The following is a 17,592-nucleotide window of genomic DNA, read 5'->3' on the forward strand; positions in this document are numbered from 1 at the left end:
TAATTCACTCCCTTATTATTTTTAAAAACCATTTTTAAATAAAAAATCTTTATCTATATTTGATTTATAGTTATTAGTATTAGAATTTAATTCTTTACAGCTGTTGACCATAAAATTATTAACATACTTTCCAATTACATCACTTTCTAAATTAACAAAGTCCCCAACATTCTTTGTCAAGAGAGTAGTGTTAAATTTAGTGTGAGGTATAATAGAAACCTTAAATATTTCATCATCTAAATATGATACGGTTAAACTTACACCATCAATAGCAACAGAACCTTTAAGTATCATTGATGATAAAAGTTTTTTATCAGGTCGTATACTTACTAAAACTGCATTTTCGTCTTTTTCAAACTTGCAAATAGTTCCTCTACAATCAACATGACCTGTTACTATGTGACCACCAAATCTTGAAGAAAGACTCATAGCTCTTTCGAGATTTACCTTGTCATTTGCATTTAATGAACCTAAATTTGTGGAACGAATTGTCTCCATCATAACATCAGCTGTAAATTCATTTTTTCCAAGATTTGAAACAGTTAGACAAACTCCATTTACAGCTATACTATCTCCAAGATTTGTGCCATCTAATATTTTGTTTGATAGTATGGTTACTTTTCCACTCTTACCATTAGCAGTAATTTTTCTAAGTATCCCAACTTCTTCTACTATGCCAGTAAACATTCTAACCTCCTATGTACATGTATTCACAAAATTTAATTTAAAACATCAGATTCTATCAAAACATCTCCATCTATTAAGGTTACGTTATTGATTACTAACTGTGTTGAATCTGACAAGCGGTTTATTCCTTCTCCAGAAACGAATGTAGGTGCATCTTTACCACCTATAATCTTGGGTGATAGAAATAATTTGACTTTATCAACTAACTTGTTTCTAAAGAGATTGTCATTAAGAGTAGCACCACCTTCAACTAAAACAGAATCAATGTTTAGTTCTCCCAATTTATACATTACAAACTCTAAATCTACTAAGTTATTTTTTGAAGGAGAAATTATAGTTTCAACATTATTTTCTTTTAACATAGATAATTTTTTACTGTCTTTGCAACATGTGAAAACTATAGTTTTACTGGTTTTATCCTTAACCAAATTACTACTAACTGGCAATTTTAGGTGTGTATCTATTACTATTCTTGTAGGATGAGATACTTTTTCTTGATTAAGCCTACAAGTCAGTAAAGGATTATCATTTAAAACTGTGTTTATGCCAACCATTATACTTTGGTACTTATTTCTGTATTTATGAGTTAGATACCTTGATGATTCATTAGATATCCATTTTGATTCTAGTGACTTTGTAGCAATTTTACCATCTAGGCTTACTGCTGATTTTACAATACAAAGAGGTCTTTTGTTTTTTATGTAATAAAAAAATGCCTCGTTTAAATCCCTTGATTCTTCTTCTAATATCCCCACAGTAACATCGATGTTGTTATTTTTTAATTTTTTTACTCCATTACCACAAACAAGTGGATTTGGGTCTAATGTAGATATGACAACTCTCTTAATCTTATTTTGGATAATTTTATCAACACAAGGAGGCGTTTTTCCATAATGAGAACATGGTTCTAAGTTTACATAAAGAGTAGAGTCTTTTAGACTTTGTTTAGCACTGTTTATAGCATTTACTTCAGCATGATTAGAGCCAAATTTCTCATGATATCCTTTGCCTATTATGTAATTATCTTTAACAATTACACATCCAACTAACGGATTTGGATTTACAAAACCTTCTCCATTTTTAGCTAATTCAAGGGCTTTTTTCATATAATAAATATCTTTTTCTTTTTGATTCGCAAAATTCACAATATGTACACCTCCTGTTTAAATAGATATTTTTTAAACAAAAAACCCTGAGTTAATCCTCAGGGTTTAGAATAATCTACAATAACTGTTCAATAAATGTACAACAAAATTGTTCTACAAAAACACTCATTAAATATCTTCTTCCATCCAGACTTTACTGTCGGCTTTGGAATTTAACCAAATCAACCAAGTTTTACCTTAGCTCGCGGGCTATACCGCCGATTGGGAATTTCACCCTACCCCGAAGATTAAGTATTAAATTTATACTTAGAATGTATCATAAATTATTTTAATTTGCAAACTATTTTTTTGAAAATATATGTTAATATATAATATAGAATGTGTATAAACTTTGGAATACCACGATTGTGAATATAACAATAAAAATTTGAACATAATCAGAAAAGAAGTCTAATTAATTTAAATTAGGAGAGAAATATATGAATAAAAAACTTTTAGAAATACTATCAAAATACTATGGATATACAAGTTTTAGAAAGGGTCAAGAATCTATAATAAACTCTATTCTAAACAAAAAAGATGTCTTAGCTATAATGCCAACAGGAGGAGGAAAATCAATCTGTTATCAGCTTCCAGCATTGATTTTAGATGGAATAACAATAGTAATTTCTCCACTTATATCTCTTATGAAAGACCAAGTAGATGCTTTAAAAGCTATGGGGATTAGTGCTGCCTTTATAAATAGTTCATTAAGTAGTAGAGAATTTAATGAAATATTAAATAATATTAGAAAAAATAATTATAAAATACTCTATATTGCTCCAGAGAGATTAGATGTTCAGGAGTTTCTTGAGCTAATAAATAATAACAACATAAGTCAAATTGCAATAGATGAAGCGCATTGTGTATCTCAATGGGGACATGATTTTAGGTTGAGTTATAGAAGAATTTCTGATTTTATAAAGAGTTTGCCTAAAAGACCTATAATTACAGCATTTACTGCAACAGCATCAGAAGAAGTAAGAACTGATATAATAAATTTATTGTGTTTAGAAAATCCAGACTACTATATAACTGGGTTTGATAGAGAGAACTTATCAATAAATATAGTAAAATCATCCAGTAAAAATAAGTATATTTTAGATTATATTCAAAATCATAAAAATGAGTCTGGAATTATATATGTTGCAACTAGGAAGGAAGTTGAAAATATATATAATGCGTTATCTAAGAGAAATATATCTGTGTCAAAATATCATGCAGGTTTATCTAAAAACGAAAGAAGTAAAAATCAAGAAGACTTTATAAATGATAATGTGGATATAATGGTAGCGACAAATGCATTTGGAATGGGTATTGATAAACCTAATATAAGATGGGTTATACACTACAATATGCCTCAAAGTATAGAAAATTACTACCAAGAAATAGGTAGAGCTGGTAGGGACGGAGAAAAAAGTGAGTGTGTGCTTTTATTTTCTCCAGGAGATGTACATATACAAAAATATTTAATTGATATTGGAGTTGAAAATCCTGAAAGAAAATTATTTCAACATAAGAAGCTTCAATATATGATTGACTTAGTTTACAGTAATTCATGCTATAGAAAGGCAATATTAAATTACTTTGGAGAAAATTATATAGACAATTGTAATAATTGTAGTAATTGTTTAGTAGAGGGTGAAATAGTAGATAAAACTGTGGATGCTCAAAAAGTCATTTCATGTGTAGCTAGAATGAAAAGAAGTTATGGTGTCACTACTATTGTAGATGTACTTAGAGGTTCTAAGAATAAAAAGATTTTACAGCTTGGATTAAATACTTTATCTACATATAACATTATGAGAGACTATTCAAGCGAAGACTTAAAGAATTTTATAAACACATTGGTTTCTCATGGTTTTTTAGATTTAGTTGAGACTCTAGGTAATGGAAATAGAGGGAGTTTTCCAACTATAAGATTGAATGAGATGTCTATGAAAGTTTTAAAAGGACAAGTGAAAGTAGAATTTAAAGAGATTGTGATGACAAAATCATTAGAAATAGAAGATGAGTTGTATAGTGCTTTAAGAGAACTTAGACACTCAATTGCAAGTGAAGAAAGGATAGCTCCATATATGGTATTTGGAGATGGTACACTTAGAGCTATGTCTATTAGTTATCCAGTTAATAAAGAAGAAATGTTAAATATTTCTGGAGTAGGAGAAATTAAATATCAAAAATATGGTAGAGATTTTGAAACAGTAATTAAAGAATATGTCGAAAAAAATAATATAAATAAAAAAATGAATGAAAAAAATGTCGATTTGAAGAGCGTTAATAGTGACTTCCTTGAGGTCAATACAGATAAAGCTCTATATGAAAAACTGTTGGTTATTAGAGAAGAGTATGCAACAAAGGAAAAATTGCCTCCATATATGGTTTTAGCCAATAAGGCTTTAAAAGAAATAAGTGGAAGATATCCACTTAATGAAGAACAATTAAAAGATATTTCTGGAATAGGTGGTGTAAAATTTGAAAAGTATGGAGCTAGTATTTTGGATGTAGTCAAAGAATATGTGAAAGAAAATGATATTAATGTTATTTGGGAGAAAAAGAGTAAAAGGAAGTTGATACTAGATGGAGAAAGTAGAAAAAATAATGAAATAGCATTAGATTTACTGAATCAAGGAAAAGATATACGAAGTATCAGTCAAGAAATAGAAGTTTCATTATCAACCATTATTGGATATGTGCATGATTATGTAAAGGATGGGAATAGCATATCATTTGAATTAGGGTTAGAAAATTTTTATAATGAAGATAAAAAGAAAATGATTTTAGAAGTTTGCGAAAAAGTAGGCTATGATAATTTAAATAACATAAAAAGAAAACTTCCAGATTCAATAAAGTATGAAAACATAAGGGCTGTGATACTCGACTCTTATCTTGAAAGCTTAAAAAATAATATTATAGCAGAATAATTTTTAATATAATAAAAAATAAAATTTGTATTATTGTGTTGAACTAATATTTTTGCTGTGTTATACTGAATTTGTAAAAATAATGAAAAATTAGAGCTAGGGGCGCTAGAATTGGCTAGCTGAGAGATAAAGCCGTAACTTACAAACCCTAATAACCTGATCAAGATAATGCTTGCGAAGGGAAGCTTTTTAATATAATTTTGTTATATAAATAGATAAATTATTCAATATTAGGGGAAATTTGTCTAAATGTATATATGATTATAAGAGTGCTTTCCAAACAAGGAGAAGCACTTTTTTTATTTTCAAAAATTATAACTTTAATCTTGGAGGATTGTAATATGAATTATACAACACAAATGGATGCTGCTAGAAAAGGCATAATAACTAAAGAAATGGAAATCGTTTCTCAAAAAGAACAGATAGATGTAAACGAATTAAGGGAATTAATAGCAAATGGACAAGTTGTTATACCAGCTAATAAAAATCACAAATCTTTAAGTGCAGAAGGTGTAGGTAAGAATTTAAGAACAAAAATAAATGTAAATCTAGGAATTTCAAGAGATTGTAAGGATATAGAAAAAGAACTTGAAAAAGTTAGAGTAGCAATAGACATGAAAGCTGAAGCTATAATGGATTTAAGTAATTATGGTAAAACTAGAGAATTTAGAGAAAAGGTGGTTGAAATGTCACCTGCAATGATAGGTTCAGTACCTATGTATGATGCAGTGGGATATTTGGAAAAAGAATTAAAAGATATAACAGAAGAAGAATTTTTAAATGTAATAAGACAACATGCTATTGATGGAGTGGACTTTATTACTATACATGCAGGTCTTACAAGAAGTGTTTGCCAAAAAATAAAAAATCATGAAAGATTAACTCATATAGTATCTCGTGGAGGTTCTTTATTATTTGCATGGATGGAATTAAATAATAAGGAAAATCCTATTTATACTAATTTTGATAAAATACTGGATATATGTGAGGAATATGATGTTACATTGAGTCTAGGAGATGCTTGTAGACCAGGTTGTATAAAAGATTCTACTGATGGTGTTCAAATTCAAGAACTTGTAGTATTAGGTGAACTTACTAAAAGAGCATGGGAAAGAAATGTACAGGTAATGATAGAAGGCCCTGGTCATATGGCTATTGATGAAATAGAAGCAAATGTAGTATTAGAAAAGAGATTGTGCCATGGAGCACCTTTTTATGTTCTTGGACCATTGGTTACAGATATAGCACCAGGTTATGACCACATAACAAGTGCAATAGGAGGGGCTTTAGCATGTGCTAAAGGAGTAGATTTTTTATGTTATGTAACTCCAGCAGAACATTTAAGACTACCTAATTTAGATGATATGAAAGAAGGCATAATAGCTGCAAAAATAGCTGCTCATGCAGGGGATATAGCTAAAAATGTTAAAGGTGCTCGTGAATGGGATAATAAGATGAGTAAAGCTAGAGCTGATTTAGACTGGTGTGAGATGTTTAGGCTTGCAATAGACCCTGAAAAGGCTAAGAGATACAGAGATGAATCAACTCCTACTCATGAAGATAGTTGTACTATGTGTGGAAAAATGTGCTCAATGAGAACGGTTAAGAAAATATTAAACAATGAGGAACTTAATCTAATATAATTTTTGGCTAATATGACTGGAATAATAAGAAGGTGAAAAGAGGAGGTGATTTAGTGAAGGTTAATGGGAAGGAAATTGAATTTGAAGAAGATTTGACTGTTATAGATTTATTAAATAAATACAATTTAAAGAGTGATAGAGTTGTAGTTGAAGTAAATCTAGAGATAATTGAAGAATCTAACTACAATACATATATATTAAAAGATGAGGATATTGTAGAACTTATTAGCTTTATTGGAGGTGGTTAAAATAAAAATATTTGTAAATGAGTTATTAACAGATGTTGAGGAAAATACAACTGCTTATAAAGTCAGAGATAGTTATAATAATAAATGTGATGTATTAGTGTTAAATGGATATCCAATTAAAACGGATATCCGCCTTTGTGAAAATGATAAATTAACACTTATACAAAAGGGAGTTAAGCCGTCGCTTGATGAGTTGGAAAGCTTGTTGATTGCTAGACATACTCCAAATATACATAATAAGCTAAAAAAAGGGAAGGTTGCTATATTAGGATTGGGGGGACTTGGTTCCAATATAGCTATCTCTTTAGCTAGAATTGGAGTAGGAGAACTTTTACTTATAGATTATGATGTTGTAGAACCATCTAACTTGAATAGACAGCAGTATTTTATAGATGATATAGGAAAACTAAAAACTGATGCCATGATAGGAAATATAAAAAAAATAAATCCTTTTATAAAATTAAATAAACGGGATATTTTTTTAAACAAGCATAATATGGACACTATTAAAGATTCAGACTTAATAATTGAAGCTTTTGATGATGCTTCATGTAAGGCACAGGTATGTAACTATGTATTAATAAATTTAAAAGATAAATACCTAATAGCATCATCAGGTATGGCAGGTTATTATGATTCAAATATAATAACTACTAAGAAGCTAAAAGACAGGTTTTATATATGTGGGGATTTTGTAAATGAAGCTAAATTTGGTGAAGGGCTTATGGCTCCAAGAGTTGCTATCTGTGCAAATCACATGGCAAATTTGGCAACACAAATACTTATAGATATGTAAATATTAAAATTAGATACAAAAAAGATTGAATATTAAAAAAATTGAACATGGAGGGAAATAATATGGATAAATTGATACTTGGTGGACATGAATTTAGTAGCAGATTATTGGTTGGAACAGGTAAATATGGTTCAAATAATATATTGCCTGAAGTAATAAAAGAAAGTGGAAGTGAAATAATAACAATGGCACTTAGAAGAGTGGATTTAGATAACAAACAAGAAAACATATTAACATATATTCCAAAAGAAATGACAATACTTCCAAATACATCAGGAGCTACTAATGCAGAAGAAGCTGTAAGAATAGCTAGAATATCTAGAAAAATGGGATGTGGAGATTTTATAAAAATAGAAGTAATATCAGATACTAGATACCTACTTCCTGACAATGAAGAAACTATAAAAGCTACAAAAATACTTGCTGATGAAGGATTTATAGTTCTTCCATATATGACACCAGACCTTTATGCTGGAAGAAGACTTATAGAAGCTAATGCAGCAGCAGTTATGCCCCTTGGGGCTCCAATTGGTTCAAATAGAGGTCTTCAAATGAAAGAAATGATAAGAATAATGATAGATGAGTTGGATATACCAATAATAGTGGATGCAGGTATTGGAAAGCCATCTCAAGCTATGGAGGCTATGGAAATGGGGGCTGATGCAGTACTTGTCAACACTGCGATAGCTTCAGCAGGAGACCCTGTACAAATGGCTAGAGCATTCAAACTAGCTGTAGAAGGAGGAAGAGAAGCATATATCGCAAAAACAGGAAGTGTGTCAGAGTTTGCAAACGCATCTTCTCCTTTAACAGGTTTTTTAGGGAATTTATAGAAAGTGGTGATTGGTGATGAGTTTTTATGATGTAATAGAAAAATATAGGGATTTTGATTTTGATGGATATTTAAGTAATGTTACTGATAATGATGTTTTAAGAAGTTTATCAAAAGACAAGCTTGAAGATTTTGATATATTAAATTTGCTTTCTAAAACTGCTGTAAAACATTTAGAAGCTATGGCACAAAAAGCACATAAATTAAGTGTTCAATATTTTGGGAAAACTGTATGTTTATATACGCCAATGTATATAGCAAATTATTGTGTTAATCAATGTGTTTACTGCAGCTATAATATAAAAAGTGGAATAAAAAGAAAAAAATTAACTATGGATGAAATTAGAGAAGAGGGAGATGCAATTTCAAAAGAAGGTTTTAAACATCTACTTGTTTTGACTGGAGAAAGTAGTTTTCACTCAAGTGTAGAATATATAGGTGAGGCTATAGAAATATTAAGAGAGAAATTTCCCTCTATAGGTATAGAAGTTTATCCAATGGAAGTAAAGGAATATAAGTATATTGTAGATAAAGGTGTTGAAGGGTTAACAGTATACCAAGAAACTTATGATGAGGAAATATATAAGAGAGTACATATAAAAGGGCCAAAATCAAATTATAAATTTAGATTAGATGCCCCTGAAAGAGGGGCAAAAGCAGGGATGAGAACTTTATCAATAGGTGCACTTTTAGGGTTAAATGATTTTAGAAAAGAAACTTTCTTTACAATATTGCATGGGAAATACTTAAAAACAAAATATCCTCATATTGAGCTTTCGTATTCAACACCAAGAATGAGACCTTTTAAAGGATGTTTTGAAGAATTAGTAGATATAAGTGATACTGACTTAGTTCAAGCTATGGTGTGTATGAGACTATTTGACCCTCATGCATCCATAAATATATCGACTAGAGAGAATTTGGAAATGAGAAGCCATATAATACCTCTGGGAGTAACTAAATTGAGTGCAGGTGTATCTACTGATGTAGGAGGACATTCTCAAGATGAACATGATACTGCTCAATTTAAGATAAATGATGAAAGTACTGTTAAAGATGTGGAGAAAATGCTAAACTCAATTGGTTATCAACATGTGTTTAAAGATTGGGAAAGATTTTAAATGTATTTGATAACAAACAGAAGGTTATGTAGTGAAGAGCGATATTTAGAAGTTATTAAAGAGTCTATATTGAGTGGTGTAGAAAATATAATAATAAGAGAAAAGGATTTAGAATATAAAGAGTTAAAAAAATTATATATAGAAATAAAAACTAAAATAAATTGTATAGATTTTCAAGAGCAAATGTCAAATGAAAGTTTGAAAACTAATATAAACCAGAAAAAATGTGGAAATAAGTTCAAGGTTAACTTTATAATAAATAGCAACATTGAATTCTTTGAAAAAACGGATTGTCAAGGTATCCATCTTCCTTTTAAATTGTTCTTGAATTTAATTGAAAATAAGTATGATTTTAATAAAAATAAAATATTGGGATTATCTTTACACAAAATAGAGGAAGTAGAATATTTAGAAAAATTAATAAGAAATCAAAATATAAAAATAGATTACATAACATTATCACATATATATGAAACTAAATGTAAAGAAGGCTTACATCCAAAAGGGATTGAGTTTTTAAAAGAAGCTAAGAAGATTACTGATATTAAAATAGTTGCACTTGGGGGAATTTTACCATCCAATGTCAAAGAAACATTAAAATACTGTGATGATTTTGCTGTAATGTCAACTATAATGAAATCTAAAAATATAAAAAAAACCATATCAAATTATAATGAAAAGTTGAATTAGTAAACATATTATGTTGAATTCTTAATTTAAAGAAAAATAAAAAAGCTAGCTTTTAAAGTTTAATTAAAAGGTAGCTTTTTTATTTTATCTTTGCTAATAAAAAATTGTAAAAAGGGAAAACTTTAGTCAGAGAGATTAAACAATATCCTAGAAAGATTTAAATTTTAGTAAAGTATGGAGGACATTATAATGACTGACAGTAAAAATAAACGATTTATTATACCACACACTTTTACAATAATATTTTTACTAATAGTCTTAATGGCAATATTGACTTGGATAGTACCAAGTGGTGAATTTAGTAGAGAAGATGTAGAAGGCAGAATGGTAGTTGTACCAGGGACTTATCAAAGTGTAGAAAGTAATCCTCAAGGATTTGCAGATGTTTTTAAAGCACCAATAGAAGGTTTTATTGATTCAGCTGAGGTTGTAGGTTTTGTTTTAATAGTTGGAGGTGCTTTTGGTATTGTAAATAGGACTGGAGCTATAGAAGCAGGAATAGCATCAGTTATATCTAAGTTTAAGGGAAAAGAACTTCTTATAATTCCAATATCAATGATTTTATTTGGACTTGGAGGCACTACATTTGGGATGGCAGAAGAGACATTACCATTTTATATGATATTTGTTCCGCTTATGACATCCTTAGGATATGATTCTCTAACCGCTATAGCAATCGTATTTATAGGAGCGGCAGCAGGAGCAGCAGCGTCAACAATAAATCCATTTTCAGTTGGTATTGCACAGGCATTAGCTCAACTTGCTCCTGGTTCAGGAGTAGCTTACAGAGTAGTTATTTTTATAGCATATATATTAATCAGTATAGCATTTGTTATGTACTATGCTAAAAAGGTAAAGGAAAATCCTGAAAGTTCAATAGTATATGAAATAGATAAAAATAATAAATCAATACTTAATCAAACTTCAACAGAAATAAAAGAATTTACTTTTAAGGAAGTATCTGTTCTTGCTATATTTGGAATAGGGATGGCAATAATGATTTGGGGTGTTTTAAGTCAAGGATGGTATATTCCAGAAATATCAATGTGTTTTGCTGCGATAGGTGTACTTTCTGGTTTGGTTGGTAGATTATCTCAAATTGAAATTTCAGAAAGTTTTATAGATGGAGCAAAAGATTTAGCATCAGCAGCTCTTGCCATAGCTTTAGCTCGTGGAATCGTAATAATTGCTCAAAATGGATTTATAATAGATACTATATTAAATTCCGCGGCAGCTTTTTTAGGTGGACTTCCAAAGGTTATATTTGTATATTTATCATTCTTCTTGGAGGCTGCATTGGCATTTTTAATACCATCATCTTCAGGTCTTGCTTCACTTACAGTACCTGTGCTTGCTCCTCTTGGTGATTTAGTTAATATATCAGCTCAAGTGATAGTAACCGCTTATCAATTTGGTGTAGGTCTTACAAACTTCATAACTCCAACTTCAGGAGTACTGATGGGAGCACTTGCAGTGGCTCATATTCCATTTTCAAAATGGGTAAGATTTATAATGCCTATATTGTTGATTTTAACAGCTGTATCTCTAGTCTTTTTAACAATAGGTATATATATAGGGTTTTAATTAAGTACAGTTTTATTTAAGATATTTAGTAATTAATTATATAAAATAATAATATATTTTCAATAAATTACCACTAAACTAATTAGTGGTAATTTATTTTTTGTATTTAGAAATAAATATATTTACTGATGTTTTGAGTTATTACCTAATTGGACATAGTTTTAATTGTTATATTTTTCATTTGGTTAAGTATTAATTTTTTATTTTTATCTATTTCATATGATAATATAAAAAAAATTTTTTATATAATAAATGACAAAATTTCGTAACAAATGTATATTTTCTCGCTCAATTTCTTGAAGTGTACTCATTTAGTCTATTGGTTCTTGTTTTATATGTCAAATTAGTAAAAAAAATAAAATTAAAAGTAAAAAAACTAAATAAATTAATGCTAATTTGAAATATATATGAAGGTTTTTGGAGAATACTTACTTATGGTAGGAAAAAATGTTAAAATAATAGTGTAATTAAATATAAAGAACTGAAATAACTAAAAGTTATTAAATATAGGAGCGTAAAAATTTATGGGATTAAAAGAATTTGATTTTATTGAAGAGTCTATCGATATGTTGAGGTCAATATCACCAACATTAGAAACCATATCAGATGAAATAGAAGAGTATTTTGAAAATATTTTGGATGAAAAGAACCAAGAATATATAAATGTAACCTCTAGAATAAAATCAGAATCAAGTTTGAGAGAAAAAATAATTAGAAATAGATATTTAAAAAAATATGGTGAAGCAAGTAATCTTGTTCATAATGTTTCTGACTTAATAGGTTTAAGAATTGAGTGCAGATTTATTGAGGATGAAAACAAGATATATAGGCTTTTGAGAAGGTATTTTAATAAAACAGATGACAAAATAAATTACTATAATAAAGAAAATAAGAATATTAAATTAAAATTATCTGAAAGGCAACCTAATAAGCAAAAAAATGGATTTGAAATATATAAAATAGATGGAGTTTTTACATATTTAGATAGAGAAGTAAAATTTGAACTTCAAATTAAATCTCTTGTAAATGTGTTTTGGAGCGAAATAGAACATAAAATAATTTATAAAAATAATACATATTTACTTGCTGACAAATTTATAAAGGATATGATGGACTCTATAAAGAATAATCTTACTATGATAGACAATCAGCTTTTAAGTATTTATAAAAACTTTCATTCAGGAAAGTCTTTTAATATGAAAGTAAGCAAAAAAGAAATTGAAAAATTATTTGCGAAACTAGTATATGATGCTTTTTCTGAAAAGATGAACAAAAGTATAGGTTTTGTTGTGGATTTTAAAAAACCATGTGAGACTATATTAAGCTATTCTTTTAATAAACAGGACATAAGTGATGACGTTCTAGGTAGTTTTATGCTTGATGAGTTTGCAAGATTGAATGAAATTGTAAACAAGGATATAGATTTCAATGAGCAAATAGAATTTGAAAGAGAACCAACATTTGATGACAAATTTTGCAAAAAACTAGGAAATCACTTTAGAAGTAGATTAAACACGGAATTTCCATGGAATCTGTTTTTTAGAATATTATTTGAAATAGAGCCATGTAACAATACAGAAGACTTTGAAAACTTTGTAGAGTTTATAAAAGAAAATGTGCTACTAGAGGAAAATAGGGAACAACTACTATGCCAATTTGAAGAATATAGTAAGTTTATAATTGAAGATATGTATGATTGTATATTTAATAGCATAAGTGAGATTGATAGTGTTGAAATTTTATATAACTATAATCTTGAAAAAATAAACTTCACATCAAGCGAAATTATAAATTGTATATGTAGAGAATATGAGTGCTATGGTGAATATTTAGAAGAAAAAGAAAAGCTTATGAATGCATTTAAAGAAAAAATTATTCAAATCTTTGAGTAATAAGTCAATATTGAAGTGGCGCTAATGCGCCATTTTTCAAATATATATGAATTAAATAAAATTATTTTGGAGGAGGCGATTTGTATAGAGAAAACAGGTGTGATTTTGGCTGGAGGAAAAAATTCTAGAATGGGAAGAGATAAAGCCTTTCTAGAGCTACATGAAAAGCTTTTTATTGAAATTGCAATAGGAGTATTTAAAAATTTTGATGAAGTAATAATAATATCTAATAATGAAGAATTATATTCTAAATATGATATTAGAGTTTATAATGATATAGTAAAAGATGTTGGTCCAATTGGAGGTATATATACTGCTCTTGAATATGCAAAGTATGATATAGTTACAATTGCATGTGATATGCCATATCTAAACAGTGAAGTTGTCGAAAGAATAGCTAATGAAATGAATGACAAAAGTGTGATTTCAGTGACAAATGGAAAGTTACAACCATTGTGTTCTGGATATAAAAAGAGTATAATAAATAAAGTATCTTTATGTATAGGGGAAAATGATTTAAAGCTCAGAAGCTTTATAGACAAAATAGATAAAAGCTATATATACTTTGATGATGAAGGTTTATTTTTAAATGTAAACACTGTTGATGAGTATGAAAAATTAACTAAAGTTTAATTAGCTATAGTTGTAAAATAGAGTAGGATTTATATGGAGGAGAGTTTATGAATTTACTTAAATGCGATTCTTGGGCAGTAATATTAAATAATAGCGATGAAGAAAGTAAAGCATATAAAATATTAGATGAACTTAGAAAGAATATGTACAAAGTTGTTGCTATAGATGAAGAGAAGAAACCTATTGAAGGTATAGACGTGTATGAGTGTTTAAAAGACGTTCCACACAATATTGATGTTGTAGCAATTATTGACAAACAATCCAAGATGGATGTAATTTTAGAAGAAGTAGAGCTTTTGGATATACAAAATATGTGGTTTGAAAAAGGAAGTTTTAGTGAAATGATGATTAAAAAGACTAAAGATTTAAAATTAAATATAGAATATAATTTAAGTTTATATGATGAGTTAACTAGATAAATTTATGTATTTTAATAATAAAAATATAATTAGTTAATAAAACATATTATTTTATAATATAAATTAGTTAATAAAACGTTAAGTTGCAATATTTGTTAAAAAATTGTGAGTTACATGATATAATATATTAAATAGGAGACTAAGGAGTTGATATATTATGTTAATAGTAACTACAGAAAAAGTAGAAGGAAAAAAGATATCAGAAGTTCTAGGGTTAGTGAGAGGTAGTACAATAAGAGCAAAACATGTTGGAAAAGATATAGGAGCGAGTTTTAAAAATCTTGTTGGAGGAGAACTTACTGGATATAATGAAATGCTTACTGAAGCAAGACAAATTGCCATAGGTAGAATGGTTGAGGATGCAGAGGCTAAAGGTGCAAACGCAGTAATAGCATTTAGACTATCTTCAGCTTCAGTTATGCAAGGTGCAGCAGAAATGCTTGCTTATGGAACAGCAGTTGTTTTAGAAGATGATAATGATGTGGTTGAAAAATAAAATATAAATAGTTAAAAAGAGGCATCTTTTAAAAGTTTTATGGATGCCTTTTTTTATTTGAAAGAACTAATATGAGAAAGAATTTTAATTATTATGACAGTAAAATTAGGATGATATTATATAAATAAGTAAAATTATATTATATAATGTATGGTATAGACTTTAAAAATTTTATTGGTAGAGAAAAATATGGACAATGTTATAATAATTATAGAAATTGAAAGTACTCGTACATGCGTTATATAAATTACATATATAATTAGTTTTATATTTGATACAGTTATGAAGTAATATCTTCATTTTGAGAACGTTGGAATAATAAAAAATGTATGTGTTATGGGTGATATAATTAAAAAAATAAATATAATATGTTATATTACTGAGAAAAAAGTGAATAAAAGATAGTAGGGTTTATTAAAAGAGATTTTTATTTATAGGGACTTAATCAATGTATAGAGGGGTGAGAATATATGTTTAATGTTGCAATTATAACACTTAGTGATAAAGGCTATGAAGGAAAAAGAGAAGATATAACAGGAAAAAAATTAACTGAATTTGTTGAAAATACAGGAGCTTACAAAGTTACTGAATATGTACTTATAAAAGATGATAAGGAAATGCTAAAAGAAAATATTATAAAACTTTGCAATGGTAATAAAATAGATTTAATTCTTACTAATGGTGGAACTGGTTTTTCAAAAAGAGATATAACTCCAGAAGCAACTAAGGAAGTGTTAGAAAAAGAGATACCAGGTCTAAGCGAATACATGAGAATGAAATCTACAGAAATTACCAAAAAAGCTATACTAAGTAGGGGTGTGAGTGGAATAAGAAATAATTCTATAATAATAAATTTACCTGGAAGTCCCAAAGGTGCAGTTGAAAATCTAAGTTTTATAATTGATGTTTTAGACCATGGCATAGAAATATTAAAAGGAGAAGCTACAGAATGTGCCACTAAAAAAAGTGAATAGTATATAATCTAGATAGATAAAAAATAGACAAAGAGGTAGATAGAGTATGATTGATAAGTATGGAAGAAAAATAGACTACCTTCGTATTTCACTTACAGATAAGTGTAATTTAAGGTGTGTCTATTGTATGCCACCAGATGTAAAATTTGATAAAAATTATATAAATGAAAATCTAAGTTTTGAAGATTACAAATTCATTATAAAGGCTATGGCAGAACAAGGTATAACAAAAGTTAGATTTACTGGAGGAGAACCTCTTTTATATCCTAAATTGAATGAACTTATAAAATTTACAAAAGAAGAATGTGGAATAAATAATATAGGAATGACCACTAATGCTATTGGGCTTTCTGATAGAATATTTGAGCTTGAAAAATGTGGTCTAAATAAAGTAAATATAAGTTTAGACTCTTTGAAGGAATATAAGTATAAATCCGTAACAAGAGGTGGAAACTTAAAAGATGTCTTAAAGTCAATTGAATCTTGTTTAAATTTAGGTATAAAAGTAAAGTTAAATTGCGTTGCTATAAGTGGGTTTAATGATGATGAGCTTAAAGATTTTATGTTTTTAACAGTTAAATCACCAATCGATGTAAGATTTATAGAGCTTATGCCATTAGGTGAGGCTAATAGAGTTTATAAAAAGGGTTATTTTAATGTAAAAGAAATGATTGAAAAAATATATGGTTTATATAAAGTTAAAAATGATGAAAAAAGTACAGCAGAATATTATATGTTTAAAGGAGCTAAAGGAAGAATAGGAATTATAACTCCGTTAAGCTGTTCATTTTGTAACACTTGTAATCGTATTAGACTTACTTCTAGTGGTGCAATAAAATTATGTCTACATTCAAAAGAGGAAATAGATATAAAACCATTTTTACATAAACCATTGTTATTTAGAGAATCTATGAAAGATATAATAAAACAAAAACCAGAAAAGCATCATTTAATAGAAAACAAATGTAGTGATACAAATAGGCGTATGTATGAAATTGGAGGATAAGTAATGTTAACACATATAAATGAAAAAGGGTATGCCAAGATGGTGGATATAAGTGAAAAAGATGATACTAAAAGAACAGCTGTGGCAACAGCTACAATTACTCTCAGTCAAGAAGCTTTAGAAAAAGTAAAAAATGGTCAGATAAAAAAAGGAGATGTGTTATCTGTAGCTCAAGTTGCAGGTATAATGGGAGCTAAAAATACATCTTCAAATATACCAATGTGCCATCAGATTAAATTAGTTGGATGTGATTTAGAATTTGATATAGATGATTCTATGTCTGCTATTAGGATATTTGCAACTTGTAAATCTCTTGGAAAAACTGGAGTGGAAATGGAAGCTTTAAGTGCATGTTCTTTAGCAGCACTTACAATTTATGATATGTGTAAAGCAGTTGATAAAAAAATGGTTATAAGTAATATACATCTTGTGGAGAAAACTGGTGGAAAATCAGGTGATTTTAAGTTTGAATAATTTAAGGATATTGGGTGAAAATTTGGAG

The 17,592-nt window shown here is 28.4% G+C and carries 17 protein-coding genes and 2 riboswitches; of the genes, 15 read left to right on the top strand and 2 right to left on the bottom strand.

Going from position 1 to position 17,592, the window contains the following annotated elements; genetic code table 11:
- Positions 1-21 precede the first annotated feature (21 nt).
- Together IR152_RS04135 and ribD are read right to left on the bottom strand one after the other, a co-directional pair.
- Complete coding sequence (locus tag IR152_RS04135; RefSeq protein WP_227450543.1) at positions 22-687, bottom strand: riboflavin synthase; 666 nt, start codon at positions 685-687, stop codon at positions 22-24.
- 32 nt (positions 688-719) lie between these two features.
- Positions 720-1,832: a bifunctional diaminohydroxyphosphoribosylaminopyrimidine deaminase/5-amino-6-(5-phosphoribosylamino)uracil reductase RibD gene (ribD, locus tag IR152_RS04140; protein WP_227450544.1), complete on the bottom strand. Its 1,113-nt coding sequence runs from the start codon at positions 1,830-1,832 to the stop codon at positions 720-722.
- 131 nt (positions 1,833-1,963) lie between these two features.
- A riboswitch (FMN riboswitch) is annotated at positions 1,964-2,085 on the bottom strand.
- A gap of 187 nt (positions 2,086-2,272) precedes the next feature.
- Here ribD and recQ point away from each other — a divergent pair.
- From recQ to moaC, 15 genes are all read left to right on the top strand, one after another.
- Positions 2,273-4,756, top strand: a complete 2,484-nt coding sequence (gene recQ / locus IR152_RS04145) for a DNA helicase RecQ (RefSeq protein WP_227450545.1) — start codon at positions 2,273-2,275, stop codon at positions 4,754-4,756.
- Positions 4,757-4,844: 88 nt separating this feature from the next.
- A riboswitch (TPP riboswitch) is annotated at positions 4,845-4,956 on the top strand.
- 141 nt (positions 4,957-5,097) lie between these two features.
- Complete coding sequence (thiC, locus tag IR152_RS04150) at positions 5,098-6,399, top strand: phosphomethylpyrimidine synthase ThiC (RefSeq protein ID WP_227450546.1); 1,302 nt, start codon at positions 5,098-5,100, stop codon at positions 6,397-6,399.
- 53 nt (positions 6,400-6,452) lie between these two features.
- Positions 6,453-6,647 carry a sulfur carrier protein ThiS gene (gene thiS / locus IR152_RS04155; protein WP_227450547.1) on the top strand — a complete coding sequence of 65 codons (195 nt, stop codon included), beginning with the start codon at positions 6,453-6,455 and terminating at the stop codon, positions 6,645-6,647.
- Positions 6,640-7,443, top strand: a complete 804-nt coding sequence (gene thiF, locus IR152_RS04160; RefSeq protein ID WP_227450548.1) for a thiamine biosynthesis protein ThiF — start codon at positions 6,640-6,642, stop codon at positions 7,441-7,443. Before thiS ends, thiF begins: the two co-directional genes overlap by 8 nt.
- A 62-nt stretch (positions 7,444-7,505) precedes the next feature.
- Complete coding sequence (locus IR152_RS04165; protein WP_227450549.1) at positions 7,506-8,276, top strand: thiazole synthase; 771 nt, start codon at positions 7,506-7,508, stop codon at positions 8,274-8,276.
- Positions 8,277-8,292: 16 nt separating this feature from the next.
- Positions 8,293-9,396: a 2-iminoacetate synthase ThiH gene (gene thiH, locus IR152_RS04170; RefSeq protein WP_227450550.1), complete on the top strand. Its 1,104-nt coding sequence runs from the start codon at positions 8,293-8,295 to the stop codon at positions 9,394-9,396.
- Positions 9,397-10,086 carry a thiamine phosphate synthase gene (locus tag IR152_RS04175; RefSeq protein ID WP_227450551.1) on the top strand — a complete coding sequence of 230 codons (690 nt, stop codon included), beginning with the start codon at positions 9,397-9,399 and terminating at the stop codon, positions 10,084-10,086.
- A 189-nt stretch (positions 10,087-10,275) separates the two neighbouring features.
- Positions 10,276-11,670, top strand: coding sequence for a YfcC family protein (locus IR152_RS04180; protein WP_227450552.1), 1,395 nt, complete (start codon positions 10,276-10,278; stop codon positions 11,668-11,670).
- Between the two features lie 524 nt (positions 11,671-12,194).
- Positions 12,195-13,562 (top strand): GTP pyrophosphokinase family protein, encoded by a 1,368-nt coding sequence (locus tag IR152_RS04185; protein WP_227450553.1) that lies wholly within the window; start codon positions 12,195-12,197, stop codon positions 13,560-13,562.
- A gap of 24 nt (positions 13,563-13,586) precedes the next feature.
- Positions 13,587-14,195, top strand: a complete 609-nt coding sequence (locus tag IR152_RS04190) for a molybdenum cofactor guanylyltransferase (protein ID WP_227450554.1) — start codon at positions 13,587-13,589, stop codon at positions 14,193-14,195.
- 47 nt (positions 14,196-14,242) lie between these two features.
- On the top strand, positions 14,243-14,614 hold the full coding sequence (locus IR152_RS04195) for a CoA-binding protein (protein WP_227450555.1): 372 nt from the start codon (positions 14,243-14,245) through the stop codon (positions 14,612-14,614).
- 157 nt (positions 14,615-14,771) lie between these two features.
- Entirely contained in the window at positions 14,772-15,110 is a 339-nt protein-coding gene (locus tag IR152_RS04200; RefSeq protein ID WP_227450556.1) for a heavy metal-binding domain-containing protein, read from the top strand.
- A 470-nt stretch (positions 15,111-15,580) separates the two neighbouring features.
- Positions 15,581-16,084: a molybdenum cofactor biosynthesis protein B gene (locus IR152_RS04205; protein ID WP_227450557.1), complete on the top strand. Its 504-nt coding sequence runs from the start codon at positions 15,581-15,583 to the stop codon at positions 16,082-16,084.
- A gap of 46 nt (positions 16,085-16,130) precedes the next feature.
- Complete coding sequence (gene moaA / locus IR152_RS04210; RefSeq protein ID WP_227450558.1) at positions 16,131-17,090, top strand: GTP 3',8-cyclase MoaA; 960 nt, start codon at positions 16,131-16,133, stop codon at positions 17,088-17,090.
- A gap of 3 nt (positions 17,091-17,093) precedes the next feature.
- Entirely contained in the window at positions 17,094-17,564 is a 471-nt protein-coding gene (gene moaC / locus IR152_RS04215) for a cyclic pyranopterin monophosphate synthase MoaC (protein WP_227450559.1), read from the top strand.
- The last annotated feature ends 28 nt before the right edge of the window (positions 17,565-17,592 follow it).

Source organism: Clostridioides sp. ES-S-0108-01 (genome assembly GCF_020662285.1).
In the GTDB taxonomy this organism is placed as follows: domain Bacteria; phylum Bacillota; class Clostridia; order Peptostreptococcales; family Peptostreptococcaceae; genus Clostridioides.